At 74.3% G+C, this 25,760-nt stretch carries 23 protein-coding genes and 1 tRNA gene; 5 read left to right on the top strand and 19 right to left on the bottom strand.

Annotated elements, in window-relative coordinates; all coding sequences use genetic code 11:
- Positions 1-5 precede the first annotated feature (5 nt).
- The 5 genes from IG69_RS0115660 to IG69_RS0115640 all read right to left on the bottom strand — a co-directional run bounded on the left by IG69_RS0115660 (position 6) and on the right by IG69_RS0115640 (position 5,037).
- A complete protein-coding gene (locus IG69_RS0115660; RefSeq protein ID WP_030529112.1) occupies positions 6-545 on the bottom strand; it encodes an HIT family protein in 540 nt (179 codons plus the stop codon).
- Positions 546-578: 33 nt separating this feature from the next.
- A complete protein-coding gene (locus IG69_RS0115655; RefSeq protein ID WP_030529111.1) occupies positions 579-1,394 on the bottom strand; it encodes an SDR family NAD(P)-dependent oxidoreductase in 816 nt (271 codons plus the stop codon).
- 9 nt (positions 1,395-1,403) lie between these two features.
- Positions 1,404-1,877, bottom strand: a complete 474-nt coding sequence (locus IG69_RS0115650; protein WP_169742081.1) for a GNAT family N-acetyltransferase — start codon at positions 1,875-1,877, stop codon at positions 1,404-1,406.
- A 343-nt stretch (positions 1,878-2,220) separates the two neighbouring features.
- Positions 2,221-4,206, bottom strand: coding sequence for a threonine--tRNA ligase (gene thrS, locus IG69_RS0115645; protein WP_030529109.1), 1,986 nt, complete (start codon positions 4,204-4,206; stop codon positions 2,221-2,223).
- A gap of 105 nt (positions 4,207-4,311) precedes the next feature.
- Positions 4,312-5,037 carry a GOLPH3/VPS74 family protein gene (locus IG69_RS0115640; RefSeq protein ID WP_051750634.1) on the bottom strand — a complete coding sequence of 242 codons (726 nt, stop codon included), beginning with the start codon at positions 5,035-5,037 and terminating at the stop codon, positions 4,312-4,314.
- A gap of 80 nt (positions 5,038-5,117) precedes the next feature.
- On the opposite strand from IG69_RS0115640, the gene IG69_RS0115635 reads away from it, so the two are divergent.
- Positions 5,118-5,870 carry a hypothetical protein gene (locus tag IG69_RS0115635; protein ID WP_030529107.1) on the top strand — a complete coding sequence of 251 codons (753 nt, stop codon included), beginning with the start codon at positions 5,118-5,120 and terminating at the stop codon, positions 5,868-5,870.
- Between the two features lie 14 nt (positions 5,871-5,884).
- On the opposite strand, the gene IG69_RS20410 is transcribed toward IG69_RS0115635, so the two are convergent.
- Positions 5,885-6,907, bottom strand: coding sequence for a phosphotransferase enzyme family protein (locus IG69_RS20410; protein ID WP_036830348.1), 1,023 nt, complete (start codon positions 6,905-6,907; stop codon positions 5,885-5,887).
- A gap of 50 nt (positions 6,908-6,957) precedes the next feature.
- Between IG69_RS20410 and IG69_RS0115625 the strand changes: the two genes are divergently transcribed.
- The 3 genes from IG69_RS0115625 (at position 6,958) to IG69_RS0115610 (ending at position 11,647) form a co-directional block, all read left to right on the top strand.
- Entirely contained in the window at positions 6,958-7,881 is a 924-nt protein-coding gene (locus tag IG69_RS0115625) for an aminoglycoside phosphotransferase family protein (protein WP_030529106.1), read from the top strand.
- A 525-nt stretch (positions 7,882-8,406) separates the two neighbouring features.
- On the top strand, positions 8,407-9,744 hold the full coding sequence (locus IG69_RS0115615; protein WP_051750633.1) for a DUF222 domain-containing protein: 1,338 nt from the start codon (positions 8,407-8,409) through the stop codon (positions 9,742-9,744).
- Positions 9,745-9,769: 25 nt separating this feature from the next.
- A complete protein-coding gene (locus IG69_RS0115610) occupies positions 9,770-11,647 on the top strand; it encodes an alpha/beta hydrolase family protein (RefSeq protein WP_030529103.1) in 1,878 nt (625 codons plus the stop codon).
- On the opposite strand, the gene IG69_RS0115605 is transcribed toward IG69_RS0115610, so the two are convergent.
- From IG69_RS0115605 to IG69_RS0115590, 4 genes are read right to left on the bottom strand one after another with little or no spacing between them, the layout of a single operon-like run.
- A complete protein-coding gene (locus IG69_RS0115605; protein ID WP_030529102.1) occupies positions 11,630-12,904 on the bottom strand; it encodes an aromatic acid exporter family protein in 1,275 nt (424 codons plus the stop codon). The two genes, IG69_RS0115610 and IG69_RS0115605, sit on opposite strands and share 18 nt — an antisense overlap.
- A 44-nt stretch (positions 12,905-12,948) precedes the next feature.
- Positions 12,949-13,800: a MaoC/PaaZ C-terminal domain-containing protein gene (locus IG69_RS0115600; RefSeq protein WP_030529101.1), complete on the bottom strand. Its 852-nt coding sequence runs from the start codon at positions 13,798-13,800 to the stop codon at positions 12,949-12,951.
- Between the two features lie 2 nt (positions 13,801-13,802).
- On the bottom strand, positions 13,803-15,152 hold the full coding sequence (locus IG69_RS0115595; protein ID WP_030529100.1) for a 3-oxoacyl-ACP reductase: 1,350 nt from the start codon (positions 15,150-15,152) through the stop codon (positions 13,803-13,805).
- 1 nt (position 15,153) lies between these two features.
- Complete coding sequence (locus IG69_RS0115590) at positions 15,154-16,437, bottom strand: acetyl-CoA C-acetyltransferase (protein ID WP_030529099.1); 1,284 nt, start codon at positions 16,435-16,437, stop codon at positions 15,154-15,156.
- A gap of 100 nt (positions 16,438-16,537) precedes the next feature.
- On the opposite strand from IG69_RS0115590, the gene IG69_RS0115585 reads away from it, so the two are divergent.
- A complete protein-coding gene (locus IG69_RS0115585) occupies positions 16,538-17,152 on the top strand; it encodes a TetR/AcrR family transcriptional regulator (protein WP_030529098.1) in 615 nt (204 codons plus the stop codon).
- Between the two features lie 6 nt (positions 17,153-17,158).
- On the opposite strand, the gene IG69_RS0115580 is transcribed toward IG69_RS0115585, so the two are convergent.
- The 9 genes from IG69_RS0115580 to IG69_RS0115540 form a co-directional block, all read right to left on the bottom strand.
- Positions 17,159-18,418 (bottom strand): class I SAM-dependent methyltransferase, encoded by a 1,260-nt coding sequence (locus tag IG69_RS0115580; RefSeq protein WP_036830344.1) that lies wholly within the window; start codon positions 18,416-18,418, stop codon positions 17,159-17,161.
- Positions 18,419-18,439: 21 nt separating this feature from the next.
- Positions 18,440-19,822, bottom strand: coding sequence for an FAD-binding oxidoreductase (locus IG69_RS0115575; RefSeq protein ID WP_030529096.1), 1,383 nt, complete (start codon positions 19,820-19,822; stop codon positions 18,440-18,442).
- On the bottom strand, positions 19,819-20,163 hold the full coding sequence (locus tag IG69_RS20405) for a hypothetical protein (protein ID WP_051750632.1): 345 nt from the start codon (positions 20,161-20,163) through the stop codon (positions 19,819-19,821). The genes IG69_RS0115575 and IG69_RS20405 overlap by 4 nt, the downstream gene beginning before the upstream one ends.
- A gap of 112 nt (positions 20,164-20,275) precedes the next feature.
- Positions 20,276-20,352 (bottom strand) — tRNA-Val (locus tag IG69_RS0115565).
- 77 nt (positions 20,353-20,429) lie between these two features.
- Positions 20,430-20,873 (bottom strand): TIGR02611 family protein, encoded by a 444-nt coding sequence (locus IG69_RS0115560; RefSeq protein ID WP_051750631.1) that lies wholly within the window; start codon positions 20,871-20,873, stop codon positions 20,430-20,432.
- The gene (locus IG69_RS0115555; protein ID WP_211251024.1) at positions 20,870-21,715 is read right to left on the bottom strand and encodes an aminotransferase class IV; all 846 of its coding nucleotides are present in this window, start codon (positions 21,713-21,715) and stop codon (positions 20,870-20,872) included. The genes IG69_RS0115560 and IG69_RS0115555 overlap by 4 nt, the downstream gene beginning before the upstream one ends.
- Positions 21,712-22,743, bottom strand: a complete 1,032-nt coding sequence (locus IG69_RS0115550; protein ID WP_245616171.1) for a chorismate-binding protein — start codon at positions 22,741-22,743, stop codon at positions 21,712-21,714. The genes IG69_RS0115555 and IG69_RS0115550 overlap by 4 nt, the downstream gene beginning before the upstream one ends.
- Positions 22,744-22,825: 82 nt before the next feature.
- The gene (locus IG69_RS0115545; RefSeq protein WP_030529091.1) at positions 22,826-24,679 is read right to left on the bottom strand and encodes a phosphoenolpyruvate carboxykinase (GTP); all 1,854 of its coding nucleotides are present in this window, start codon (positions 24,677-24,679) and stop codon (positions 22,826-22,828) included.
- 232 nt (positions 24,680-24,911) lie between these two features.
- Positions 24,912-25,706: a lysophospholipid acyltransferase family protein gene (locus IG69_RS0115540; RefSeq protein ID WP_051750630.1), complete on the bottom strand. Its 795-nt coding sequence runs from the start codon at positions 25,704-25,706 to the stop codon at positions 24,912-24,914.
- Between the last annotated feature and the right edge of the window lie 54 nt (positions 25,707-25,760).

Genomic DNA, 25,760 nt, shown 5'->3' with positions numbered 1-25,760 from the left:
GTGCCTCAGGCGGGCCAGTGCGCGGCGAGCCGGGCGCGCACGTCCTCCAGCAGCATCGGCACGGCCTTGGTGCGCGCGACGATCGGCAGGAAGTTGCTGTCGCCGCCCCAGCGCGGCACGACGTGCTGGTGCAGGTGGGCCGCGACGCCGGCCCCGGCGACCGCGCCCTGGTTCATCCCGAGGTTGAAGCCCATCGGCGCCGACGCCGCCTCGAGCGCACGGACGGCCTGCTTGGTCAGCAGGGTGAACTCGGCCGTCTCCTCGTCGGTGAGGTCGACGTAGAGCGGGACGTGCCGGTAGGGGCAGACGAGGACGTGGCCGGGGTTGTACGGGAAGAGGTTCATCACGACGTAGCAGTGCTCGCCGCGGTGGACGACGAGCCCCTCCTCGTCGCTCTTGCCCGGGGCCGCGCAGAAGGGGCAGCCGTGGCCGGCGTCGGGGTCGGGGCGGTCCCCCTGGATGTAGACCATCCGGTGCGGGGTCCACAGCCGCTCGAAGCCGTCCGGCTCACCAGCGAAGTCGGCGGTGCTCTCGAGGTCGGCCATGCCCCCGATCCTAGGTGCGTCGCCCCGGCGGGCTCAGCGCAGGTACGACGCCCCGTTGAAGTCGAGCACGGCGCCCGAGGCCCACTCGGCCGCCGGCTCGGCGAGGGCGACGACCGCCGCCGCCACCTCCTCCGGCTGCGCGACCCGGTGGAAGGGGCTCTGGGCGCGGGTGGCCTCGGCGGCGGCCGGGTCGGCCATCGCGTAGCCGGCCATCTCGGTCGCGATGAAACCCGGGGCGATGCTCGTGACGGCGATGCCGTGCCGGCCGAGGTGCTGCGCCATCGACTGGCCGAAGGAGTGCAGGCCCGCCTTGGACGCACCGTACGCGGGGATGTCGGGCTCGCCGCGGTACGCGCCGCGGGAGCCGACGTTGACGACGCGGCCGACCGGGACGCCGTCGGCCGGGGCGACCTCGAGCATGTGCCGGGCGACGCACCACGTGAGGTTCGCCGGGCCGAGGAGGTTCGTCGCGATCGTGCGCTGCCACACCGCGACCCAGTCCTCGTACGACGTCGCGTCGAGCGGGTGGTCGCCGCGGCGGCTCGCCGACGAGCCGGGCTCCGCGATCATCGCCGCGTTGTTGACGAGCACGTCGACGCGCCCGAGCGCCACCACGGCGTCCGCGGCGACGGCCTCGACGGCGGCCGGGTCGGCGAGGTCGGCCGCCAGGCGCACGTGCCCCTCCCCGGCCAGCGAGCCCAGCACCTCGTCCGCCCGGTCGGCGCTGCCGGGCCCGCGGTGGTGGACGACGACGCGGTCGCCGCGCTCGGCGAAGGCCCGGGCGACGGCGGCTCCCACCCCTCGGGACGCGCCGGTGACGAGGACTCCGCGGGAGGTGGTGGGCTGCATCCGCCCACCCTAGGTCGGGCGGTCGAGCCTCAGCTCCATGAGGCGCTCGGACGGGGCGCCGAACCCGACCCGCTCGTAGAGCCCGCGCGCCTCCGGCACGGCGTTGAGCTGGATGCGGGTCACGCGGTCGGTCACGGCCCACGCGACGAGGGTGCGCAGCAGGCGTTCTCCCACCCCGGCGCCGCGCGCGTCCGGCGTGACGAAGAGCAGGCTGACGTGGAACCAGGCGTCCGCCGGGCGGCGGGCGCTCGGCAGCTTCTGGACCCGGGTGCCGTGCACGAGCCCGAGCGGCCGGCCGCTGCCGTCCTCCGCGAGCCAGGTGCGGCGGGCGCGGTCGGCCAGCCAGGCGTCGGCGAAGGAGTCGAGGAAGCCCGGCTGCAGCGCGTACCCCTGCTCCCGCTCGTCCTGGATGTGCAGCGCCGCGACCGAGAACGCGTCGGTGGGCAGCGCCTCGCGCACCCGCACGTCCCTCGTCGTCTCCACGTGCCCAGCATGGCCCATCCGGCGCCCTGGTAGGAGGTGGAATGGGTGAGGCCCCGGAACCAGTATGAGTGGTTCCGGGGCCTCGGGTGACGCGTCGTGATGCTCCGCGTCTCGCGGTCCGGCTCCCCGGTCACCACCACCGTCATCACCCGGTGGCTCCTCGCGGCGAGGCCGCGGGGCCTGGTGTCCTTCGTCCGGTCCGTTCCCTCCGCCACCGAAGTGTGGAGTGGTCTGATCTTGCTCCTCGGTCAGCCTGCGCCGCAAGCGTTTCCGACGAGAAATGTCAGACCTGTGAGGCCGGCGGCGTGTCGTCGGCGTGTCGTGTGACGGACGTGACGGGTGGTCAGACCTGCGCCTTCGTGCGGATGGCCTCGAGCACCTCGGCCACGGCGTCGTCGACCGGCACCCCGTTCTTCTGCGACCCGTCGCGGTAGCGGAAGGACACCGCGCCGGCGTCCCGGTCCTCGCCGCCGGCGATGAGGACGTAGGGCACCTTGGACTTGCTCGCGGTGCGGATCTTCTTCGGGAAGCGGTCGTCGGACTCGTCGACCTCGAAGCGGACGCCGTGCTCCGCGAGCTTCGCCCCGACCTCGCGCAGGTACGGCACGAACTCCTCGGCCACCGGCACGCCGAGCACCTGGACCGGCGAGAGCCAGACGGGGAAGGCGCCGGCGTAGTGCTCGACGAGCACCCCGATGAAGCGCTCGATGGAGCCGAACTTCGCCGAGTGGATCATCACCGGCTCCTGGCGCGAGCCGTCGGCGGCCTGGTACTCCAGGCCGAAGCGGTGCGGCTGGTTGAAGTCGTACTGGATGGTCGACATCTGCCAGGTCCGGCCGATGGCGTCGCGTGCCTGGACCGAGATCTTCGGGCCGTAGAACGCGGCGCCGCCCGGGTCGTCGACGAGCTCGACGCCGAAGGTCGAGGCGGTGGAGCGCAGGACCTCGGTCGCCACCTCCCACTGCTCGTCGGAGCCGATGAACTTGTCCTTCTTGTCACCCTCGGTCGCGCGGGTCGAGAGCTCGAAGTAGTAGTCGTCGAGGCCGAAGTCCTTCAGGAGGCCGACCACGAACTTGAGCAGGTGCTCGATCTCGGCCGGGGCCTGCTCGGGCGTGACGTAGGAGTGCGAGTCGTCCTGGGTCATCGCCCGCACGCGGGTCAGGCCGTGGACGACGCCGGACTTCTCGTAGCGGTAGACCGACCCGAACTCGAAGAGGCGCATCGGCAGCTCGCGGTAGGAGCGGCCGCGCGAGCGGAAGATGAGGTTGTGCATCGGGCAGTTCATCGCCTTGAGGCGGTACTCGGCGTGCTCGAGCTCCATCGGCGGGAACATCGTGTCGGCGTAGTACGGCAGGTGGCCCGAGGTGTGGAAGAGGCCGTCCTTGCTGATGTGGGGGGTCCCGACGTACTGGAAGCCCTCCTCGATGTGCCGCCGGCGGACGTAGTCCTCCATCTCGCGCTTGATGACACCGCCGCGCGGGTGGAAGACGACCATCCCGGACCCGATCTCGTCGGGGAAGGAGTACAGGTCGAGCTCGGCGCCGAGCTTGCGGTGGTCCCGCTTCTCGGCCTCGGCGAGCCGGTCGAGGTAGGCCTTGAGCTCGTCCTTGGTCGGCCACGCGGTGCCGTAGACGCGCTGCAGCTGGGGGTTCTTCTCCGAGCCGCGCCAGTAGGCGGCGGCGCTGCGCATCAGCTTGAAGGCGTTGCCGAGGACCTTGGTGGAGGGGACGTGCGGGCCGCGGCACAGGTCGCCCCACGCGACGGTGCCGTCGCGGCGGACGTTGTCGTAGATGGTCAGCTGGGCGCCACCGACCTCCACGCTCGCCCCCTCGGCGGCGTCCTCGGCCGCCCCGCCCTTGAGGCCGATGAGCTCAATCTTGTACGGCTCGTCGGCGAGCTCGACGGCGGCGTCGGCGTCCGACACCTCGCGCCGGCGGAAGGTCTGGCCCTCGTTGACGATGCGCTGCATCACCTTCTCGAGGGACTTGAGGTCCTCCGGGGTGAACGGGGTCTCGACGTCGAAGTCGTAGTAGAAGCCGTCGCGGACCGGCGGGCCGATGCCGAGCTTCGCGGACGGGTGGACCTCCTGCACGGCCTGCGCGAGCACGTGGGCGGCGCTGTGCCGCAGGACGTCGAGGCCGTCCTGCTCGGCGGCGGTCACGGGCTCGACAGCCTCGCCGTCGGCGGCGGCGAGGTGGAGGTCGCGCAGCTCTCCGTCGACGCGGGCGACGAGCACGGTGCGGTCGCCGTCGAAGAGGTCGCCGTAGGTCGTGCCCTCGGCCACCGATCGCTCGCTCCCGGCGACGTGGACGGTGATCTGGGCAGCCATGGTGAGGGTCTCCTCGCGGTGGTGGACGTGCCGGGATCCCGGCACGCCCCGATGCTAGCGAGGCGCGACCGTGCCGGTCGCGGCAGTTCCGGTGGCGGGGGACCCTCAGCTCGTGGCGGCGGTCGTCGCGGCCGTCGCCGCGACGACGCCGGCGACGACCGCGGCGTTGACCTCCTCCACGGCGGCCCGGACGGCCGGAGCGGCCCAGTCCCCGGCGGTCACGGCGTCGGCGCGCCGCTTGGCCTCACGCTTCGGCAGCCCGGTGAGGGCGGCGAGGTGGTCGACCGACGACAGGAGCGCGACGAGGGCGGCCGTCCGGGCGTCGGGCACCGGCGCGCCGTCGGCCAGGGCGGCAGCGACGCGGTGGCGCAGCGCCGGCACGAGCGAGGGGTCGAGCACCGTCCAGCGGGAGCGTGGAAAGAGCCCGAGCACCCTGGTCTCCTCGTGGCGCAGCACGCCGGCGGCCGTCATCCGCTGGAACGACAGGTCGCGCAGCGCTCCCGCGCGGTCCCGCCACGCGCCGGCGCCGCCGAGCTTCGAGACGACGTCCTTGGGCCGCCGGCCCTCCGCGAGGTCGAGCACCTCGCGCAGGCGGGGCTCGGTGGGCACGGCGGTGCCGGTGCGCCGCAGCCGGGCCCGCTTGTCGGTGCCGTCGAGCGCGAGCGCGCCGTCGAGCACGAGACGGGCCACGGTCGCTCCTCCCACGACGGCACGCAGCCGCGTGCTGTCGATCGCGGGTCGTCCGCTCGCGGGGTCGAGGACGAGCAGCAGCAGCTCGTCGGTCAGCGAGAGGGTCATCGTCGCCTCCTCGGGGGTGTCGGATGCCTCCATCGGACCACGGTGGCGGAGCCGGCGCCTCCCCCTGCGGGCGGAGCGCGACGTCGCCCCCGCGAGGGACCTAGCCTGACCCCATGGACCTCGTCGTCGTCAACCTCGCCGAGCGTCCGGACATGGCCCACCACCTGTGGGACCCCGCCCTCGACTGGCCGCGCTTCCTGCAGCAGGACCCGGTCGGTGACCTCTTCTTCGCTCGGGCGGGCACGACGTTCGCCGCCCACACGCTCCTCGCGTTCGACGCCGAGCACCTCGACCGTCCGGTCGCCCGCTCGTGCTCGGTGCCCTTCGCGTTCGGAGGCGACACCGGCCGCGACGAGCTGCCCGACGACGGCTGGGACGGGGTCATCCGGTGGGCCTGGCTCGACGAGGTCGCGGGTCGCCGGCCGACCCACGTGTCGGCGCTCGAGGTGACGATCCGCCCCGACCTGCGCGGCACGGGGCTGGCGTCCGTCCTCCTCGAGCACAAGCGGGCCAACGCCGCCGGGCTGGGGTACCGCGACCTCGTGGCGCCGGTGCGGCCCAGCCGCAAGGCCGACGAGCCGCACACCCCGATGACGGAGTACGCGTCGCGAGTGCGGGCCGACGGCCTCCCCACCGACCCGTGGCTGCGGCTGCACGTGAGGGCGGGCGGGACGATCCGGACGGTGTGCCCACGGGCGATGACGATCTCCGGGTCGCTGGCCGAGTGGCGCTCCTGGACCGGCGAGCCCTTCGACGCCTCGGGTGAGGTGGTGGTCCCCTTCGCGCTGAACCCGGTCCACGTCAGCCTGGAGCACGACCACGCGGTGTACGTCGAGCCGGCGGTCTGGGTGCACCACTCCCTCTGACCGCGGCGAGGCCGTCAGCCCTCGACGTCGAGGCGGAACGTGCCGGTGTCGAACCAGTGGCGAAGCCTCGCCACCGTCGTGACGAGGTAGCCGGCGGCCATGGCGCGCAGCGAGGCCGTGCTCGACCCGAGGAGGTCGTTGGCCAGGAGCAGCTGGCGGGACGCGACGAGCGCCTCGACATCGGCCGGTGCGACGTCGGGCCACGGCAGGACGTCGGTGTACCCGTCGCGCAGCGCCACCTCGGCCGCCTCGTCCCCGCCACGCCGCAGGTAGAAGGTCGTGATGGCGAGGTCGAGGACGGGCAGGCCCAGGCCGGCGTCGTCGAAGTCGAAGACCGCGAGCCGTCCCTCGTGCCACTTGAGGTTGCCGCCGTGCAGGTCCGCGTGCAGCGGCAAGACCTCGGCACCGGCGTAGAGGCGGTCGAAGGCGTCCCGGGCGCGGGCCATCCCCTCGGCGACGACCGCGCGGCCGTCGGCGTCGAGCCCGGGCGCGCTGCTCAGCACGTCCGCGTCGCCGAACAGCGGCTCGGCGAACCGCGGCAGCTCGGCGCCGTCGGGCATCCGCCAGGTGGCGGCGTGCCGGTGCAGCGCGGCCGTGGCGCGGCCGAGAGCGCGCGCCCACTCCGCCCCGGCCCCGTCGCGCGCGTCGTCGCCCTCGAGCCACGACGCGGCGGTCACGAGCACCGGGCGGCCCAGCGCGGCGGGCGTGGTGCGGGCGAACCACTCCCCCGCACGCGTGCGCAGCGGCCGTGGCACGACGACGTCGGTCTCCGTCGCGATGGTCTCCTGCCACGCCTGCTGGGCCAGGACGTTCGCCGGGGTGCTCTTGGAGTTCGTCCCCACGCGCAGCGCCAGGCGCCGGCCGTCGCGGGTGTCGACGCGGAAGGTCGTGTTGTACGCGTGGAGCAGGACCTCCATCCGGTCGACGTCCAGCCCGAACTCGCCGGCGGCGTCGAGCGCGGCGGGGCGCAGCGCCTCGACCTGGCCCTCCTCGTCGAGCTCGTCGTAGGGCCGCGGGGCCGTCCTTGGGTCCGTCATGGCGGTGAGTCTGGCACCGCCATCCACCACGGCGCCCGCATGATGTCCCGGTGCCCCCGCCCTCGCCCGCCGCCGTGCCGCCCTCGCCGAGCCTGGTGACGCGGCTGCTGCGCGACCAGCTGCCGCACCTCGCCGACCTGCCCGTCCGCCCGAGCCCGACGAGTGGCAGCAGCAACGCTGTCTTCCGGCTCGGGGACGACCTCGCCGTGCGGATGCCGCGCGAGGCGCGGTACGTGCCGGACCTCCTCACGGAGGCGCGCTGGCTGCCGCAGCTCGGGCCGTCCCTGCCGACGCCGGTGCCCGAGGTGGTCGCCGTGGGACGTCCGAGCGCCGAGCTCGACCGGCCGTGGTCGGTCGTCACCTGGCTGCCGGGCGAGGTGCCGCTGGCGCTGACGGCCGACGACGAGGAACGCCTCGCGCGCGACCTCGGGACCTTCGTCGACGCGCTGCACGCGCTCCCCGTCGCCGGCGTGCCGGCCGGGCCGGAGCTCTGGGGGTACCGCAGCGGCGAACCGGTGACCGACACGATCGACGCCTGGGCCGACGAGGCGGCGCATGCGCTCGCCGACCTCCTCGACCCGACCGCCGTCCGCGAGGCCTGGCGCCGGCTGCGGGACGTGCCACCGGCGTCCGCTCCCCCGTGCTGGGTGCACACCGACCTCTCGCCCGAGAACGTGCTCTGCGCCGACGACGGCCACCTGACCGGTGTGGTCGACTTCGGCGGGCTCGGCGTCGGCGACCGCTCGGTCGACCTGCTCTACGCCTGGGGCCTGTTCGGGGCCTCCGCCCGGGCGACGTTCCGCTCGGCCGCGGGCGCCGACGACGCGACGTGGGCCCGGGCGCGCGCCTGGTCCTTCGTCGGTCCCGGCATCCTCACCCTCGCCACCTACCGCCGCACGATGCCCGCCCGCGCCGCGCGCCTGACGACGATGGTCGAGGCGGTGGCGGCCGAGGTCGGGGTCCGCCTGCGCTGAGCGCCCCCGGTCGGGGTGGAGCCCGGTCGTCTAGCGGCGAGGGGCGAATTCCGTGCTCCCCTCGAGGCGCGGGTTGACGATCTTGTACCGCCAGTACCCGCTGTGTCCGCGGGCGACGTGTCTGCCGTCCGCCGGTCGGATTCCTTCGATGTCGTCGGTGGTTCCCGTGACGTAACCCGGCGCCGTGCATCCGGTCCTCAGGTTGCGGGACAGCGTGTCGGTGACCATGAGCACCATGGGGTCGTCGGCGGCAAGGCACCCTCGGTCGACCTGTCGGCCGGCACGAGGATGAAGCGACGAGTCCGACTGTGAACGCCACCTCGTGTGACGTCGAGACGGGTGATCGCCCGAACGCTGAGCGACCCCCACGCCGTACGGCCCGGTACCGACGAATGCGTGCACCGACGTCCCCACCCGGGTTCGTTCCGACCAAGACGATCGGCGCACGGCCGACCTCGGACCTGAGGGCGCCCGCTGCCCTTGCCGGGAAGGGGCTCTGTCGGTGGTCGCGTCTAGGTTTGGGTCATGGAGGCGACGGCCCGCAACGCGGCCCTCGACCGGGGGCCGGTCGAGGGGATGGCGGACGTGCGAAAGTCGTTGGCGCACATTGACATCGCGGCGATGAGCGACCATGATCGCCTCGCGCTGGTCGACGAGCTCGAGCGGCTCAAGGGTGCCGCGACCGCGGCACAGGCCCGCGCCGTGCACGCCGTCCGCCGCTCGCGCGAGGCCGCCGCCCCGCAGGACGCGCTGCGCTCGGTGGGCTCCGAGGTCGCCCTCGCCCGGCGGGAGTCGCCGACGCTCGGTGACCGGTTCGTCGGGCTCTCGCGGGCGCTCGTCGAGGAGCTGCCCGCCACGCTGGCCCACCTCACGACGGGCGCGATCGGCGAGCGGCACGCCCTCGAGGTCACGCGCGAGACCGCGACGCTCACCCGCGAGCACCGCGCCGAGGTCGACGCCCGCCTCGCCGCCGTCATGCCGGCGCTGTCCCCGCACGCGCTCGGTCGAGCGGCCCGGCGCGTCGCCGCCGAGCTCGACGCCGCCTCCGTCGTGGCCCGGATGGAGGCCGCCGTCCGCTCGCGCCGGGTGTCGGTCCGCCCGGCCCCCGACGGCATGGCCTGGCTCACCGTGCTCGGGCCGATGCGCGAGGTCATCGGCGCCCACGCGGCCCTGACCGCCCGCGCCCGCGCCGTCGTCGGTGGGCAGTGCCCGGACGAGTCCCCGGAGGGCCGGGGTGCCGGGGCCGCCGACACCGCGCTGCGGCTGCTCGCCGGCCTCCTCCCGGGCCAGGTGCAGCCCGTCGAGGTCCACCTCGTGATGACCGACCGCGCACTCCTCGGTCTCGGCGACCCCGACCGCTCCGTCGACGAGCCGGCCCGAGTCCCCGGCCACGGCTCGGTCCCTGCCCCGGTGGCCCGCGCCTGGGTGCGCGACGCCGGGCCCGCCTCGGTGTGGCTGCGTCGGCTCTTCACGACGCCGGACGGCCGCGACCTCGTCGCGATGGACGCGCGCCGGCGCACCTTCGCCGGTCTCCTGCGCCGGATGGTCGTGCTGCGCGACGACGTCTGCTCCACCCCGTGGTGCGACGCGCCGGTCGTGCACGCCGACCACACCGAGCCCGTGCGCCTCGGCGGACCCACGAGCTACGTCAACGCCGGGGGTCGGTGCGCCCGCTGCAACCAGGTCAAGGAGGCACCCGGCTGGCGGGTCGACCTCGTCCGCGGCCCGCCGCACACCCTGCGCACGACCACCCCGACCGGCCGCACCCACCACGGGACGGCACCGCCGCTGCTCGGGTGGGGCACCGACCCGCCCCGACGCTCGGCCCTCGAGGACCACCTGCTCACACTCCTGCCCGCCTGAGCGCCCCGACGCCTAGGCTCGCCCGATGCGGACCCTCCCCTACGGCACCTGGCCCTCCCCGATCTCCCCCGAGGACCTCACCGGCGGGCAGGTGATGCTGGACGAGGTGCGTACCGACGGCGAGCACACCTACTGGCTCGAGTCGCGCCCGCGCGAGGGTGGGCGCCAGACCCTCGTCCGCCACGACGGCACGACGAGCACCGAGCTCCTCCCCGCGCCCTGGAACGTCCGCACCCGCGTCCACGAGTACGGCGGCGGGGCGTACGCCGTCGTCGACGGCACCGTCGTCTTCTCGCACCTCGGCGACGACCGCGTCCACCGGCTCGACCCCGGCAGCACGGACCCCGTCGCCATCACCCCCGAGGCGAACCGGCGCTACGCGGGGTTCGTGCTCCACGGCGAGCACGTCTTCGCCGTGCGTGAGGACCACACCGGCGACGGCGAGCCCGCGAACGAGCTGGTCCGCCTCGACCTCCACGGCGACAACGCCGACGGCGGGCTCGTGCTGCACACCGGCAGCGACTTCGTCTCCCGGCCGGCGGTCTCCCCCGACGGCACCGACCTCGCCTGGGTCACGTGGGACCACCCCGACATGCCGTGGGACACCACGCGGCTCCTGCGCGCCCGGCTCACCGACGAGGGCGCCGGCGAGCCCCACGTCGTCGCGGGCGGCGACGAGGTCTCGGTCGCCCAGCCGACCTTCGGCCCCGACGGCGCCCTGTGGTTCGTCTCCGACGAGTCCGGCTGGTGGCTGGTCCACCGCGACGCCGGCGACGGTCCGCACCCGGTCCACGCCACCGAGGCCGACCACGCCCAGCCCCAGTGGTCGCTTGGGATGCGCGACCTCGCCGTCCTCGACGCCGACCGCGTCCTCGTCCGCTGGTTCGAGGAGGCCGGCCAGGGCCTGGGGGTCCTCGAGGCGTCGAGCGGCGTGGTCGTCCCGAGCGCCGGTGCGGGCTCCTTCCACGACCACCTCACCGCCGCCGGGGACGAGGTCGCGTTCAAGCGCGGCCGCACCGACGGGCTGCCGCAGGTCGTCCGCGGCCCGGCCGGCGGGCCCTTCCGCGTCCTCGCCTCCTCCGCCCCCACCGACCCCGACCCGGCCTCGGTCTCGCAGCCGGAGCCGTGGTCGTGGACCAACTCCGACGGCGACGCCGTCCACGGCTTCCTCAACCCGCCCTGCCTCCACGGCGTCACCGGGCCGGAGGACGAGCGACCCCCGCTGCTCGTCCTCGCGCACGGCGGACCCACGAGCCGAGCCGAGACCTCGTACCTGTCCTCGACCCAGTTCTGGACGACCAGGGGCTTCGCAGTGCTCACCGTCAACTACTCGGGCAGCACGGGCTACGGCCGCGCCTACCGCAACCGTCTGCGCGGCCGCTGGGGCGTGCTCGACATCGACGACTGTGTGACCGGCGCCCGCTCCGTCGCCGAGGCGGGGCGCGCGGACGCGACCCGGCTCGCGGTCCGTGGCGGGAGCGCCGGCGGGTACGTCGTCCTGCGCGCGATGACGACGAGCGACGTCTTCGCGGCGGGCACGAGTCTTTTCGGGGTCGCCGACCTCGCCGCCCTGGCCCGCGACACGCACAAGTTCGAGTCGCGCTACTGCGACCGCCTCGTCGCGCCGTGGCCCGAGGGCGAGGAGGTCTACCGCGACCGCTCGCCGGTCCACCACGCCGACCGCCTCCACGGCGAGCTGCTCCTGCTCCAAGGCACCGACGACAGGGTCGTCCCGCTGGCGCAGGCCGAGGACATGGCCGCCGCGATGCGCGCCGCCGGCCACGACGTCGAGCTCGCCGTCTACGAGGGCGAGGGTCACGGCTTCCGCCGCCCGGAGACCGTCGTCGACGCCCTCGAGCGCGAGCTCGCCTTCTACACCCGGGTGCTACGCCTCGGGACCTGACGCACGGTCGGCACCATCGCGCCGCCGCAACGCCTCCTGCGCGCGGGCTCCGGCCATCCCGGCGATGCCCTCGGCGAGCGGTGCGCGCAGCGCCCCCGTGTCGGTCGGGACGGACGCCCCGGCGTGGCCGGCGCGGATCTCCTCGACGAGCCGGTGCGCCTCGACGACGAGGCTGCCGTACGCCGGCCAGGCCCGGGGGTCGTCCAGCGGTGTCGAGCGCACCTCGTCCGCGAGCTGCTGAAGGGCCGCAACGGCGGCGTCGAGGTGCCCCTGCACCTCGCGGTCGGACTCGCCGCGGTGCACGCCGAACCGGGCCGCCGCCGCGCCGAGGTGCTCGAGGACCTCGGCGTAGCACCCGAGCCACTCGGGCGACGGCGACGCCTGCCACTGCGACTCGGCCGCCGCGTCGGCGAGGGTGCGGGCGATCCCGGCAACCGGCCACTGGCTGCGCTGCACCGCGTGCACGGCCCCGACGTACCCGTCCCAGTCGATGCGGGCCGGGCGCAGCCGGTGGCGCAGGTTCAGCCGCGTGCTCTCGCGACCGGTCTCGACCGCCTCGAGGACCGCCGGCACGTCGACCCCGACGCTGGTCGCCCGGTCGTGCCAGCCCCGGGCGACGTCGGCGTCCCAGCCCGCGCGCAGCCCCTCGGCCATGTCGTCGAGGAGGCCCCGCAGCCGCTCGGTCAGCTCCAGGACGGCGCGCCGCGGACCGGTCAGGTGCATCGGGGCGAGGACCACCGCGTTGACGACGACGCCGACGACACCGCCGAGCATCGTGTCGAGGATGGTCACCGCGGTGAACGAGACGCTGTCCCACTGGAGGCTGAGCAGCGAGAGCAGGACCATCGTCGGCACCTGGATGCCGTGCGCCCCCAGCCGGTCCCACCGGCCGATGACGAGCGCCAGCAGGAGGACGAGGACCATCGACCACCACGTGACGCCGACGAGGTTGCCGACCCCCCAGGCGACGCTCATCCCGACGACGACGGCGACGAGGCGCTCCACGCTCTGCCACAGCGACCGGACGATCGTGCGGTCGACGACGAGGAGCGCCGCGAGGGGCGCGTAGAACGAGGTGCTGCTGTCGACGACGACGACGGCGAGCTGCCACGCGAGGACGGCGGCCGCCGCCGACTTCACGAGCATCAGGGCGTCGTCGCGCTCGGGCCCCGGGCCACGCAGCACGGCCCGGGCGGTGTCGCCCCACCGCTCGAGGGTCGCGCGGATGCCGCGGCGGGTCGTGGCCTGGGTGGTCATCCTCCCGACCCTAGCCACCGCCGGAGGTCGACGGAACCGCCGGGTCAGGCCTCCAGCGTCAGCACGAGGTGCGTCGTCGGGGGGTCCCGACGCGACCGCAGCGCGGCCGTGGTGGCACCCGGTGCGCGCCCGACGACGAGCTCGACCGTGCTCGGCAGGAACACGGGCTTGGTGAACCACACCCGGCTCGTCGAGGGCCCGAGCGAGGTCCGGCCGAGCGCCGCGAGGGTGCGTGCGTAGGTCCACATCCCGTGGGCGATGTGCCGCCGGAAGCCCATCGCCCGCGCCGCCAGCGGGTGCAGGTGGATGGGGTTGACGTCGCCGGAGACGCCGGCGTACTCACGCCCCAGCCCGTCGGGCAGCCGCCAGACGGCGACGGCCGGCCCGTCCGGGGCCTGCGGCGGGGCGTCGCCGCGCGGAGCGTCCTCGTCGCCGCGACCGCGGGAGAGGTAGACGCTGTCGCACGTCCAGACGAGCTCGTCGTCGACGCGCGCCTCGAGGCGGACGTCGAGCGTGCGCCCCCTCCGGTGCGGACGGAGGTCTCCCGCCGTCACGTCGAACGTCAGCGGCTCCGAGGCGTCGAGGGGGCGATGCGTCGTGACCCGGTTCTCGAGGTGGACCAGCCCCGGCAGGGCGAGCGGGAAGTCCGGTCGCGTCATGAGCGCCGTCTGCAGCGGGAAGGCCAGCACCCACGGGTACGGCTGCGGCACGGTGTCGGACACGTCGTACCCGGTCAGCCGCTGGTAGGCCGCGAGCCGGCCCCGGTCGACGCGCACGTCCTCGACGCGCAGCGTCCGCTGGGGCACCTCGCTCCCCCGGCGGCCACGCGCGGTGACCGCGGCCCGGGCGAGCAGGGGCGCCGTCGCGGGCAGCGTCGCCAGTGTCTCGACGGCCACCGTCAGGCCCCGAGCAGGCTCTGGCCGCACACGCGGACGACGTTGCCGGACACCGCGGCCTGGGCGTCACCGGCGAAGAAGGCGATGGCCTCCGCGACGTCGACCGGCAGCCCGCCCTGCGCGAGGCTGTTGAGCCGGCGCCCCACCTCGCGGGTGCCGAGCGGGATGCGCGCGGTCATCTCGGTCTCGATGAAGCCCGGTGCGACGGCATTGACCGTGATGCCTCGTCGGCGCAGCGCACGGTCGTCCGCGTACCCGTCGACGAGACCGATGACACCGGCCTTGGACGCCGCGTAGTTCGCCTGGCCACGGTTGCCGGCGATACCGGCGATCGACGACACGAGCACGACCCGGCCGCCCTCGCGCACACCGTCCTTCGCGAGGAGCGTCTCGTTCATCGCGAGGATCGAGAGGAGGTTGACGCGGACGACGGAGTCCCAGCGGTCGGCGTCGGTGTTGGCCAGCAGCTTGTCGCGGGTGATGCCCGCGTTGTGCACGACGACGTCGAGGCCACCGTGCCGGGTGCGGGCGTGCTCGAGGATGCGGGCACCCGCGTCGGCCGCGGTGACGTCGAGCTGCAGTGCGGTCCCCCCGACGCCGTTGGCCACCGTGGCCAGCGAGGCGCCCGCGGCGGGCACGTCGACGCAGACGACGGTGGCGCCGTCGCGGTGCAGCGTGCGGGCGATGTCGGCCCCGATGCCGCGCGCAGCCCCGGTGACGACGGCGACCTTGCCGGCCAGTGGGCGCTCGGCGTCCGCGGGTGCGGCCGCCTCCCCCTCGCCGACCCGGAACACCTGACCGTCGACGTACGCCGACCGGCCCGACAGGAGGAACGTCACCGTCCCGAGCGCCGCGGCCTCGGATCCCTCGGTGACGAGCACGAGGTTGGCGGTGGCGCCGGCCCGCAGCTCCTTGCCGACCGAGCGCGTGATGCCCTCGAGCGCCCGCCGCGCGGCCCTCTGGGCCACCGTGGCCGCGGCCTCGGGGTGACGGCCGACGACGACGACGCGGGCGCATCGCCCGAGCCGCTTGAGCGCCGGACCGAGGGTCGCGCGCAGCGACTCGAGGTCCTCGGGCGCACGCGCGGCCGTGAGGTCGACGACGACACCGCCGAGCCGCGCGCCGTCGGGCACGGTGTCGACGAGCTCGGCCCCGGCGGCGGCCAGACCGTCGCGCAGCGCCCCGACCGCGGGGGTGTCGTCGTGGCCGCCCACCAGGACCGGACCCTCGACGAGCGGCGCGCCCGGCGAGTACCGGCGCAGCGGGACCGGCTGCGGCAGCCCGAGCGAGGAGGCGAGCCGCCGGCCGAGGCCGCTGTTGACGAAGGAGGTGTAGCCGTCGGAGCGCGGCATCTCAGGCCGCCTCGAGGATCGCGACGACGCCCTGCCCGCCGGCGGCGCAGATCGAGATGAGCCCCCGTGCGCCGGAGCCCTTCTCGTGCAGCTGCTTGGCCAGCGACGCGACGATGCGCCCACCGGTCGCCGCGAACGGGTGGCCGGCGGCCAGGGAGGAGCCGTTGACGTTGAGCCTCGACCGGTCGATGCTCCCCAGCGGCGCCTCCAGGCCGAGGCGCTCGCGGCAGAACTCGGGGCTCTCCCAGGCGGCGAGCGTCGAGAGCACGGTCGCCGCGAAGGCCTCGTGGATCTCGTAGAGGTCGAAGTCCTGCAGGGTCAGGCCCTGGCGGGCGAGCATCCGCGGGACGGCGTAGGCCGGCGCCATGAGCAGGCCCTCCTCGCCGCCCAGGTGGTCGACCGCGGCGGTCTCGCCGTCGACGAACCACGCGAGCGGCGTCAGCCCGTGGGCGGCGGCCCACTCCTGCGAGCCGAGCAGCACCGCCGAGGCGCCGTCGGACAGCGGCGTCGAGTTGCCGGCCGTCATCGTCGCGTCGGGGCCGGAGCCGAAGGCGGTGCGCAGCGACCCCAGCTTCTCGAGCGTCGTGTCCGGGCGCAGGTTCTGGTCCCGTGTCAGCCCGAGGTACGGCGTCACGAGGTCGTCGAAGAAGCCGCGCTCGTAGGCGGCCGCGAGGTGCTGGTGCGACGCGAGGGCGAGCTCGTCCTGCGCCTCGCGGGTGACCCCCCACCGGGCGGCGGTGATCGCCATGTGCTGGCCCATCGACATGCCGGTGCGCGGCTCGGTGGCCGCCGGCACCTGGATACCGAGGTCGGTGGGGCGCAACGTGATCGCCGCCCGGGCGCGGTCGGCCGGGGTCTTGGCGCGCGAGAGGCGCAGGAGCTTGCGGCGCAGCCGCTCGGGCACGACGATCGGCGCGTCGGAGGCCGAGTCGACCCCGCCCGCGATCGCGGACTCGGCCTGCCCGAGCGCGATCTTGTTGGCCACGAGGATCGTCGCCTCGAGGCCGGTGCCACAGGCCTGCTGGATGTCGTACGCCGGGGTGTCGGGCGCGAGGCTGGAGCCGAGCACCGCCTCGCGGGTGAGGTTGAAGTCGCGGCTGTGCTTGATGACGGCGCCGGCCACGACCTCCCCCACGCGCTCCCCCGCGAGCCCGTGCCGGGCGACGAGACCCTCGAGGGTGGCGGTCAGCATGTCCTGGTTCGAGGCCTCCGCGTAGGGGCCGAACTGGCGGGCGAAGGGGATGCGGTTGCCGCCGAGGACGGCGGCGCGACGGGTGGTGGGCACCGGGTGGCTCCTGGGTCTGCCGGGTCGGCGGGGGTCCCCGCCGCTTGTATCCGATACCGAAGGTAACAGGTACCGCCGGTCCCTGCTACCGTCGGCTCCCGTGACCTCGAGCGCAGCCCCGGACGGCCGCAGCGCGCGCTGGGACGAGCACCGGCTCGCCCGCCGCCGCGAGCTCGTCGAGGCCGCCGTCCGGGCGGTGCGGCGGCACGGGGCCCAGGTCGGGATGGACGAGATCGCGGCCGAGGCCGGCACCTCGAAAACCGTCGTCTACCGCCACCTCACCGACCGCGCCGGCCTCTACGCCGCGGTCGCCGACCGGGTCGACGGCACGATCATCCGCGGCATCACCCGCGCCGCCGGCGAGACCGCCGGGGTCCCCCCGACGCGCGAGCTCGTCCGCGCCGTCATCGGCGCCTACCTGCACCTCGTCGAGGACGACCCGGAGGTCTACCGGTTCATCGTCAACGCGCCGATCCTGCCGCCGGGCGAGCGACCGGCCGGTGACGTCGCCGCCGGCATGACCGGCCGCATCGCCGACCACGTCGCGGGGCTGCTCGGGGCCCACCACCTCTGGGGTGTCGCGCTCGTCGGGATGGTCCGGGCCGCCGCGGACGCATGGCTCGCCGACGGCGCGGCCGCCGGTGGCCGCACCGCCGACGAGCTCTCGGACGACCTCACCGACCTCGTGTGGGACGGGCTGCGCCCGCGGCCCTGAGCCGCGTCAGGCGGACCACCACGGGCGCAGCGGCAGGTCGTGCCGGCCCTCCGCGTCCGTCTTGACGGCCAGCACGTGGTGCAGCTGGATCTCGTTGCGCTCGAACCCGAGTCGTGATCCGGCCATGTACAGGCCCCAGACGCGTGCGGTGCCCTCGCCGACCTCGGCGACGGCCTCGTCCCAGTGCTCGACGAGGTTCGCGCACCAGCCGGCGAGGGTCAGCGCGTAGTGCTCGCGCAGGTTCTCCTCGTGGAGCACCTCCAGGCCGGCGTCCTGCACCTCGCTGACGATCCGCCCCGAGCCGGTCAGCTCGCCGTCGGGGAAGACGTAGCGGTCGATGAAGGCGCCGGTCTCGGTGCGCCGGTTGTGCGGCCGGGTGATGCAGTGGTTGAGCAGGCGCCCGCCGGTCCGCAGCCGGTCGCGGATGAACCCGAAGTACGCCGGGTAGTTGCGCACGCCGATGTGCTCCGTCAGGCCGATCGACGAGACGGCGTCGAAGCCGGTGTCGCGCACGTCGCGGTAGTCCGTGTGCCGGACCTCCGCGAGGTCGGCCAGCCCCTCCTCGGCGATGGCCTTCTGCGCCCAGAGCGCCTGCTCGCGCGAGAGGGTCGCGCCGACGACCGAGACGCCCCGGCGCGCCGCATAGCGGACCATCCCGCCCCAGCCGCACCCGATGTCGAGCAGCCGGTCGCCCGGCTGCAGGCGCAGCTTGTCGAAGACGAGCCGGTACTTGTTCTCCTGCGCCTCCTCGAGCGACGCGTCCGCCGTCGGGTAGCAGGCGCAGGTGTAGGTCATCGAGGGCCCGAGGACCATCTCGTAGAACCGGTTCGAGACGTCGTAGTGGTGGTGGATCGCCTCGGCGTCGCGCACCGTCGAGTGGCGCAGCCCCTCGGCGAGCCGGCGCCAGCGCGGCAGGCTCTCCTGGGGCGGCGGGGGCGGCGGCGTGAAGCCCTTCATCCCGAGCATCCGCGAGAGCTCGAGCACCTGCTCGCGCCCCGGGCGGCGGAACCGGATGCTCGACATCGCGGCGAGCACGTCGTACGGGTCGCCGGGGTGCACGCCGTGCACCGTGAGGTCGCCGGTGACGTAGGCGCGCGCCAGCCCGAGGTCCCCCGGCGCCGTCGCGAGGTAGGACATCCCGCGCCGGTTCTCGATGCGCAGCCGGACGTCGGCGCCGACGGGTCCGACGCTCGACCCGTCGTACGCCTCGACGCGCAGCGGCAGCGGTCCGTCGACGACGGACTCGACGATCTGGGCGATGCTCACTCTTCTCCTCCTGGGTGGTGGTCAGGCACCGCGCACGGCCTTCGCGTAGAGGTCGGGCAGCCGGTGACCGGGGTCATAGCGCTCCTTGAGCGCCGGGTAGTGGTCGCCGCCGTAGTGGCGCCAGAAGGTCTCCTCGTCGTAGAACGCCTCGGAGTACAGGGACTTGTGCCCGCCGAGGGCGCTCACCGCGTCCTCGATGCGGCGGTTCGCCGCGCCGGGCGGCTGCGCCGGGTCGATCGGCACCGTCGACCAGAACCCGACGTTGACGTACCGCTCGCCGGGACGCAGGGGGTAGAGGGTCCACGTCCGCTCGTCACGGAGCTGCAACGGGCACAACCAGATCGGCTCGATCGGGATCTCGCGGAGGAACCAGCGCAGGAACTCGGCCGTGCGCTCGAGCGGGATCTCGACGTCCTGGACGACGCGCTCGCGCGGAGGCCGCCCCTTGCGCGCCTCGAGGCGGTCGGCGACGTCGAACCGGCGGTCCAGGGCGACGAGCCGCCAGTAGGCGCTCGAGCGCAGCCAGCGTCGCGGCCACACCCGGCGCAGCGACGGGTTCTGCGCCCCGAACGCGCGCGAGCACCAGAACCAGTCGGTGTCCCAGCGCCAGAGGTAGTCGAGGGTGCTCAGGGTGTCGCGGGTCGGGCGCGGGTGGTCGTGCTGGATGGACCGGTAGAAGACCCGCTGCCCCGTGTAGTCGCTGGTCGGGCCGGGCTCGTCGCTGCGCCGGCCGAGGACGAGGTAGGACTCGTCCGCGCTGAAGACGACGCCGTCGAGGTAGTCGACCTCCTCGCCCTCGTGGGCGCCGGTGGACATCACCTCGCCGACGGCCGCGAGGAGGGCGTCGAGGTCGTGGAAGCGCACGTGGCGCAGCGACACGGTCCGGCCGACGGGCTCGAGCTCGATGCGCAGCCGGGTCGCGTACCCGAGCGTCCCGTAGGAGTTGGGGAAGCCATGGAAGAGGTCGGGGTGCCGGTCGCCGGCGTCGCAGGTGACGATGTCGCCGCCGCCGGTCAGCACGTCCATCTCGAGAACGGACTCGTGCGGCAGGCCGTTGCGCCACGACGTCGACTCGATGCCGAGGCCGGTCACCGCGCCCCCGAGCGTGATGGTGCGCAGCTGGGGGACGACGAGGGGCGTCAGGCCGTGCGGCAGCGTGGCGTCGACGAGGTCCTCGTACGTGCACATGCCCTGGACGTCGGCCGTCCGCGCGTCGGGGTCGACGGACACGACGCCCCCGAGACCGCTCGTGTCGAGCCCGGGCACGCCCGTCGGGGTGCGGCCCCGGAAGAGGTTGCTCGTGCGCTTGGCCAGGCGGACGGGGGCGCCGTCGGGGATGGCCCGGTGGCTGGCCAGCAGCCGCTCGACGCCCGCGTCGTGCGCGGTGGTGGCGACCGTGCTCACGCCTCGTGCTCCACCCGCTCGACGACGTCACCCACCCGCACCGTGCCGACCCGGCCGACCGCGGCGTAGAGCCCGGGACACGCGTTGCCGGTGCCCTCGACGGCGAGCAACGTGCCCCCGACCCGGACGAGGGTGCCGGCAAGCCCCTCGACGGCCGCCGTCGGCGCGTCGAGCACGAAGTTGGCCCGGGTGTGCGGCGAGTCGTGGCCGACGATCGAGACGGCCGCGCGCTTGCGCCGGTCGCCCTCGAGGCCGTCGGCCTCCACCGCGACGGACTCGTGCGCCACGGCGTCCCCACCGCGCACCGGGAAGGTGTGGATGGCCCGGACGGTCAGGTGCATCCCCCATGCATACACCTCCGCCCCGACGTCGCACCCCTCCGTTTGTCACGCGTCGAGGAGTGGGACGCGTGAGGCCCCGGTCCGCGTCGCGGTCCGGGGCCTGTCGTCGTGCTGGTGGATGTGGAGGGGCTCGAACCCCCGACCTCTCGCGTGTGAAGCGAACGCTCTGACCAACTGAGCTACACATCCGCGCCGTGCGGCCTGCCGAGGATACCCGGCGCCGGGGGCCCGGCGGAAATCGGGGTGGCCGGCGTGGTGCGGCCCCCTCAGAGGGCGAGGTGGCCGTGGATCCAGGCCTCGAGCCCGTCGGGCAGGAACGTGGGGACCCCGGTGAGCCGGAACGTCACCCAGAGCACGGCGAGGACGAACAGGAAGGTGGCGAGGGCCACGAGCGCCTGGACGCCGCGGGACTGCCGGCGCATCCAGTGCTCCCACCGGCGCACCTGCTTCTTGACCCACTCGAGGAGGTCGGACGCCGGCTCGATCTCCGAGGCCCAGACGCCGAGACCGAGGATGACGATGAGCCAGCCGGGGCCGGGCAAGGGCACGAGCGCGAAGCCGCCGAGTACGAGGACCAGCCCGACGACGGCGACGACGAGGCGCAGCGCCAACCGCGTGCCGGGGTTGGCCCGCAGCCGCTGCCGCCACGCCCACTCGTCGTGGTCGTCGGCCGGTCGGAAGAAGGGTCGGCGGGTGGGGGTCTCGGTCACGGGTCGACTCCTTCGGCGGCGGCGTGACGGGCCCAGGCGGCCCGGACGGCGGCGGTCAGCGGTCCGGGCGCCGGCAGCGGCCGCCCGTCGACCGCCGAGACGGGCATGACGTCCTTGACGGACGAGGTGAGGAAGAGCTCGTCGGCCTCGGTGAGCACCGACAGCGGGAGGTCCTCCTCGAGCACCTCGACGCCCTCGGCGCGGCACCACTCGAGGACGAGCTCGCGCGAGATGCCGGCGAGGCACCCGCTGGACAGGGGCGGGGTGCGCACGACCCCGCCGGTGACGACGAAGACGTTGCTGCCCGTGCCCTCGCACAGCTCGCCGCGCGTGTTCGCGAAGAGCGCCTCGACGGCGCCCTGCTCCTGCGCGCGCGCCAGGGCGACGACGTTCTCGGCGTAGGACGTCGTCTTGAGCCCTGCGGTCGCCGACCGCTCGTTGCGCACCCAGGGGACGGTGACGACCGCGCCGGTGGCGGGAGGACGTGCGTGCTCGACGGCGGTGACGATGTAGGTGAGCCCCGCGTCGAGCCGGTCCGAGCCCAGCGGCCCCCGGCCGCCGGTCACCGTCCAGCGCAGCCGCCCGAAGGGGATGGCGGGGCCGTCGAGGACCGCCGCGATGCCCTCGCGGACGCGGTCGTGGTCGGCGGCGGGCAGGCCGAGCCCGGCGAGCGAGCGGTCCATCCGGGCCAGGTGCCGGCTCACGGCGTACGGCACGCCGGCGTCGATCTTCGCGGTCTCGAACGCTCCGTCGCCGACGGTGACGCCGTGGTCGACGGCACTGACGGCCGGGCCGTCCGCCGCCACCCGGGCGCCGTCGACCCACACGCGGATGTCGTTCATGCGCACACTGTCCCAGACGCGACCGGCCGTCCCGCGGCAAGGGCGACGAGACGCGCCGCCTTGAGCTCGGTCTCGGCCCACTCCCCCTCCGGCGAGCTGCCCCACGTGATCCCGGCGCCCGTGCCGAAGCGCAGGACGCGCCGTCCGTCGTCGGTGCGGGCGGCCCAGAAGGTGCGGATGCCGACGGCCAGCTCCGCCTCGCCGCGGTCGGCGTCGACCCAGCCGACCGCGCCGCAGTAGGGGCCGCGCGGCACCGGCTCGAGGTCGGCGATCGCCCGGAGCGCCGTGTGCTTCGGCGCGCCACTGACCGAGCCCGGCGGGAAGGTCGCCGCGAGCACCTCGCGCCACCCCGTGCCCGGGCGCAGGCGGCCTGCGACGTCGGAGGTCAGGTGGACGAGCCCGGGGTGCTCCTCGAGCCGGCAGAGCGCCTCGACCTCCACCGTCCCGGGACGGCTGACGTGGCCCAGGTCGTTGCGGACGAGGTCGACGATCATGACGTTCTCGCTGTAGTCCTTGGGGAGCAGCCCTCCGGCGGTCGGCGCGGTGCCCTTGATGGGTCCGGAGCGGACCAGGTCACCACGCCGCTGGAGGAACAGCTCCGGTGAGGCACAGGCGATCTCGAGTCCGGCCTCCGGGAGGTCGAGGGTCGCCGCGTACGGCGCGGGGTTGCCGCGGGCGAGCACCGCCCCCAGCCCCAGCATCGAGGCGTCGTCGGGCAGGTCGTGCTCGAGCACCCGGCAGACGTTGACCTGGTAGACCGTGCCCACGGCGATGCGCGCCCGTACCTCCTCGACGGCCGCGACGTACCCGTCCCGGTCCAGGCTCGTGCGCCACTCCCCCGCGAGGCCGGCCCAGCCGGCGTCGACGGCCGGCGGCGCCCCGCGGCTGACCTCCCCCATCCGGACGGCGGTCAGCTCGCCCTCGAAGGTGACGACGACGGCCCAGAAGCCGCTGGTCAGCGCGTCGGGGTCGTGGACGACCGCCTCGACGCCCCGGGCCTCGAGCCCCGCGAACCGTGCGACCGCCACGCCGAGCATCGTAGGGGTGGACGCGGGAGGGACCGGGCCCCGAGGGTTCGCACCCACGGGGCCCGGGCCCGTCCGAGGTCGCTCAGGCGCGGACGCTGGCGTCCGCCTCGAGGGCCGCGGCCACGCGCCGGTGGGCCTCCCAGATCTCCTCGGGCAGGTCCGCGAACTGCCGCAGGTGCTCCTCGCGGTGGCCCATCTCCTCGCGCCAGCGCTGCACGTCGACGTCGAGGATGGTGTCGAGGTCGTCCTCGTCGATCTCGAGACCGACGAGGTCGAGCTCGTCCTTGGTCGGGAGGATGCCGACCGCGGTGCGGCGACCGGTCACCTCGCCCTTCTTGAGCTGCACGAGCCAGAGGAGCGCGCGGAGGTTCTCGCGGTAGCCGGGCCAGAGGAAGTGGCCGTCCTCCTCGTCGCGCTGGAACCAGTTGACGTGCGCGAAGATCGGCTGGTCCTTCGCGGCCCCGACGATCTTCAGCCAGTGCGCGGCGTAGGGGCCCTCGGGGTAGGACATGAACGGGCGCATCGACATCGGGTCGTAGCGCAGCTTGCCGTCGACGCCCTCGGCGGCGAAGGTCGCCTCGGCGCCGAGCGTCAGGCCGTCGTAGACGCCCTCGGCGAGGTCGGTGATGGCGCGCACGAGCGGCTCGCGGTCGCGGGTGCGGCCACCGAAGATGATCGCGTCGATCTTGACGCCCTTCGGGTCCTCGAAGTCGGGGGCGACGTTCGGCACGTTGGCGAGGGTCGTCGTGAACCGCGAGTTCGGGTGTGCCCAGGGGTCGTTCGCCTCGTCGGGGTTGCGGTCGGCGATGAGCTCGCCCTTCCAGTCCCGCCAGCCGGTGACGTCGGCGGGGCGCTCGGGCGTCTTGCCCTCCCACCAGACCTCGTGGGTGCTCTCGTTGTAGGCGACGTTCGTGAAGAGCGCCTGCGTGCCCTCGGCGATGGAGTCCAGCGCGGTCGGGTTGGTCTTCTCGTTCGTGTCCTTGGCGACACCGAAGACGCCGTTCTCGGGGTTGAGCCCGTAGAGCTGGCCGTCGCTCGGGTCGACCCAGAGCCACGCGATGTCGTCGCCGTAGAAGCTGACGTGGTACCGGTCGCCGAGCGCGTCCGGGGCGAGCGTCATCGCGAGGTTCGTCTTGCCCGAGGCGCTGGGGAAGCCGCCGCAGACGTGGTGGGTCTCGCCGGTCTCCTTGTCGGTGATGCCGAGGAGCATGAACTGCTCGCCGAGGAACTCGCCCGACGCCCAGCCGTCGTACGCCGCCTGGCGCAGGCCGTGGGCGATCTTGCCGAGCAGCGCGTTGCCGCCGTAGCTGCTGCCGAAGTGGAGGATGGTCCGCTCGTCCGCGACGGTGACGAAGTAGCGCTGGTCGTCGGGCGTGCCCTGGCCGAGGTTCGGCAAATCGCCGGTCACGTGTACGGCGCGGACGAACACGTCCTGCTCCGCGAGCGAGTTGATGTGGTTCACGCCGACGCGCGCCATCCGGATCATGTGGAGGCAGACGGTGCGGTTGTCGGTGATCTCGACGCCCGCGGCGAAGCGCTCGAGGGGGCTGCCGGGCGGGGCCATGAGGTAGGGGATGACGTACATGGTCTTGCCGGCCATGGCGCCCTTCATGTGGCCCTCGACGACCGGCCGGATCTCGTCGCTGTGGCGCCAGTTGTTGTAGACGCCCCGGTCCTCGGGGCGGCTCGTGGCGACGATCGTGCGCTCCTCCGAGCGCGCGGTGTCCTTGGAGTAGCTGCGCGAGTAGTAGAGCCCCTCCCCGGCCGGCTCGATCTCCCCCGCCTCCAGGGCCTCCCGCACGAGGCGGGCGTCGTCGGACGCCGAGACCACCTCGATGCGCTCGGCGCCGAGGAAGTCCGCCCAGTGACGGACGTACTCCCGGACGCTCTCGTTGGTCAGTCCCGCTTCGTCCAGGGACTTCTCCAGGTCGGCCACAATGCTCACCCTTTTCGGTCGTCACGCAGGTCAACCCGAGGGCGGGACCACGACGTCGTGCATCCCGCCCTGCGAGACAGCCATTGCACCGTAGGCGCGGGTGGCCGGTCCACGGTCGAAGCGTTTCGACGCGGGAGTCCTTCGTCACATCCGACATACCGCCAGAGATCCTGCTCACACCTACTGACCGGTTACGTGTGATGTAAACGATTCCGCCTGTGCGACAACGATGTCAACGCTGTCGGGCCCGTCGACGAGCCGCGTGGTCGTCGGCCTCGTCCATCGCGGCCCGGTCCAGCCGCGCGGCGTCAGCCGCGTTCGGAGCCCCGCCACCGCGGGCGGCCGGCCACCACCATGCGGACACCGGGGCCCGCGGCGGGTCCGGGTAGCGGTCGACGAGGCACTCGACGAGCGTCTCGAGGCGGGCGTGCAGCCGGTCGGTCAGCTCCTCGACACCCTCCCCCGGCCGGGGTACCAGCGGCTCGCCGACGACGACGCCGACCCACCGTCCGCGCCGCACCGAGAGCCGGCCCCCGACGGTGAGGACCCGGTGCAGCCCCCAGTGCGCGACGGGGACGAGCGGGGCACCGGTCTCCATGGCGAGCCGGGCCGCACCGGGTCGCAGGTCCGCGCGCTCCTTGAGCAAGAAGGCGTGGCCGATGGTCGCCTCCGGGTACACGCCGACCACCTCGCCGGCGCGCAGGAGCCGCAGCGCCCGGACCGCGGCCGCCGCGCCCGCCCGGCGGTCGACCGGGACGTGCCCCATGGCGCGCATCAGCCACCCGGCGACGGGCGCCCGGAAGACGGCCTCCTTGGCGAGGAAGCGCACGAGCCGACCCCGCTGCACCGCGGGCAGACCGACGACCGCGAAGTCGGCGAAGCTCTGGTGGTTCGCCGCGACGACGACCGGCCCCGTGGCCGGCAGGTGCTCCGCCCCCCGCACCTCGACGCGCAGGCCGAGCACGCGGAACAGGAACCGCGCCGCGGCGACGACGGCACGGTAGGGACGGTCACGACGGGTGGGCACGCCGGGAGTTCGGCCCGCTCCTGCCCACCGGATCGGAGCCGGCCGGGTGGGACA

The organism is Phycicoccus jejuensis, from assembly GCF_000720925.1.
In the GTDB taxonomy this organism is placed as follows: domain Bacteria; phylum Actinomycetota; class Actinomycetes; order Actinomycetales; family Dermatophilaceae; genus Phycicoccus; species Phycicoccus jejuensis.
This window is presented reverse-complemented; position numbering and strand designations above follow the sequence as displayed.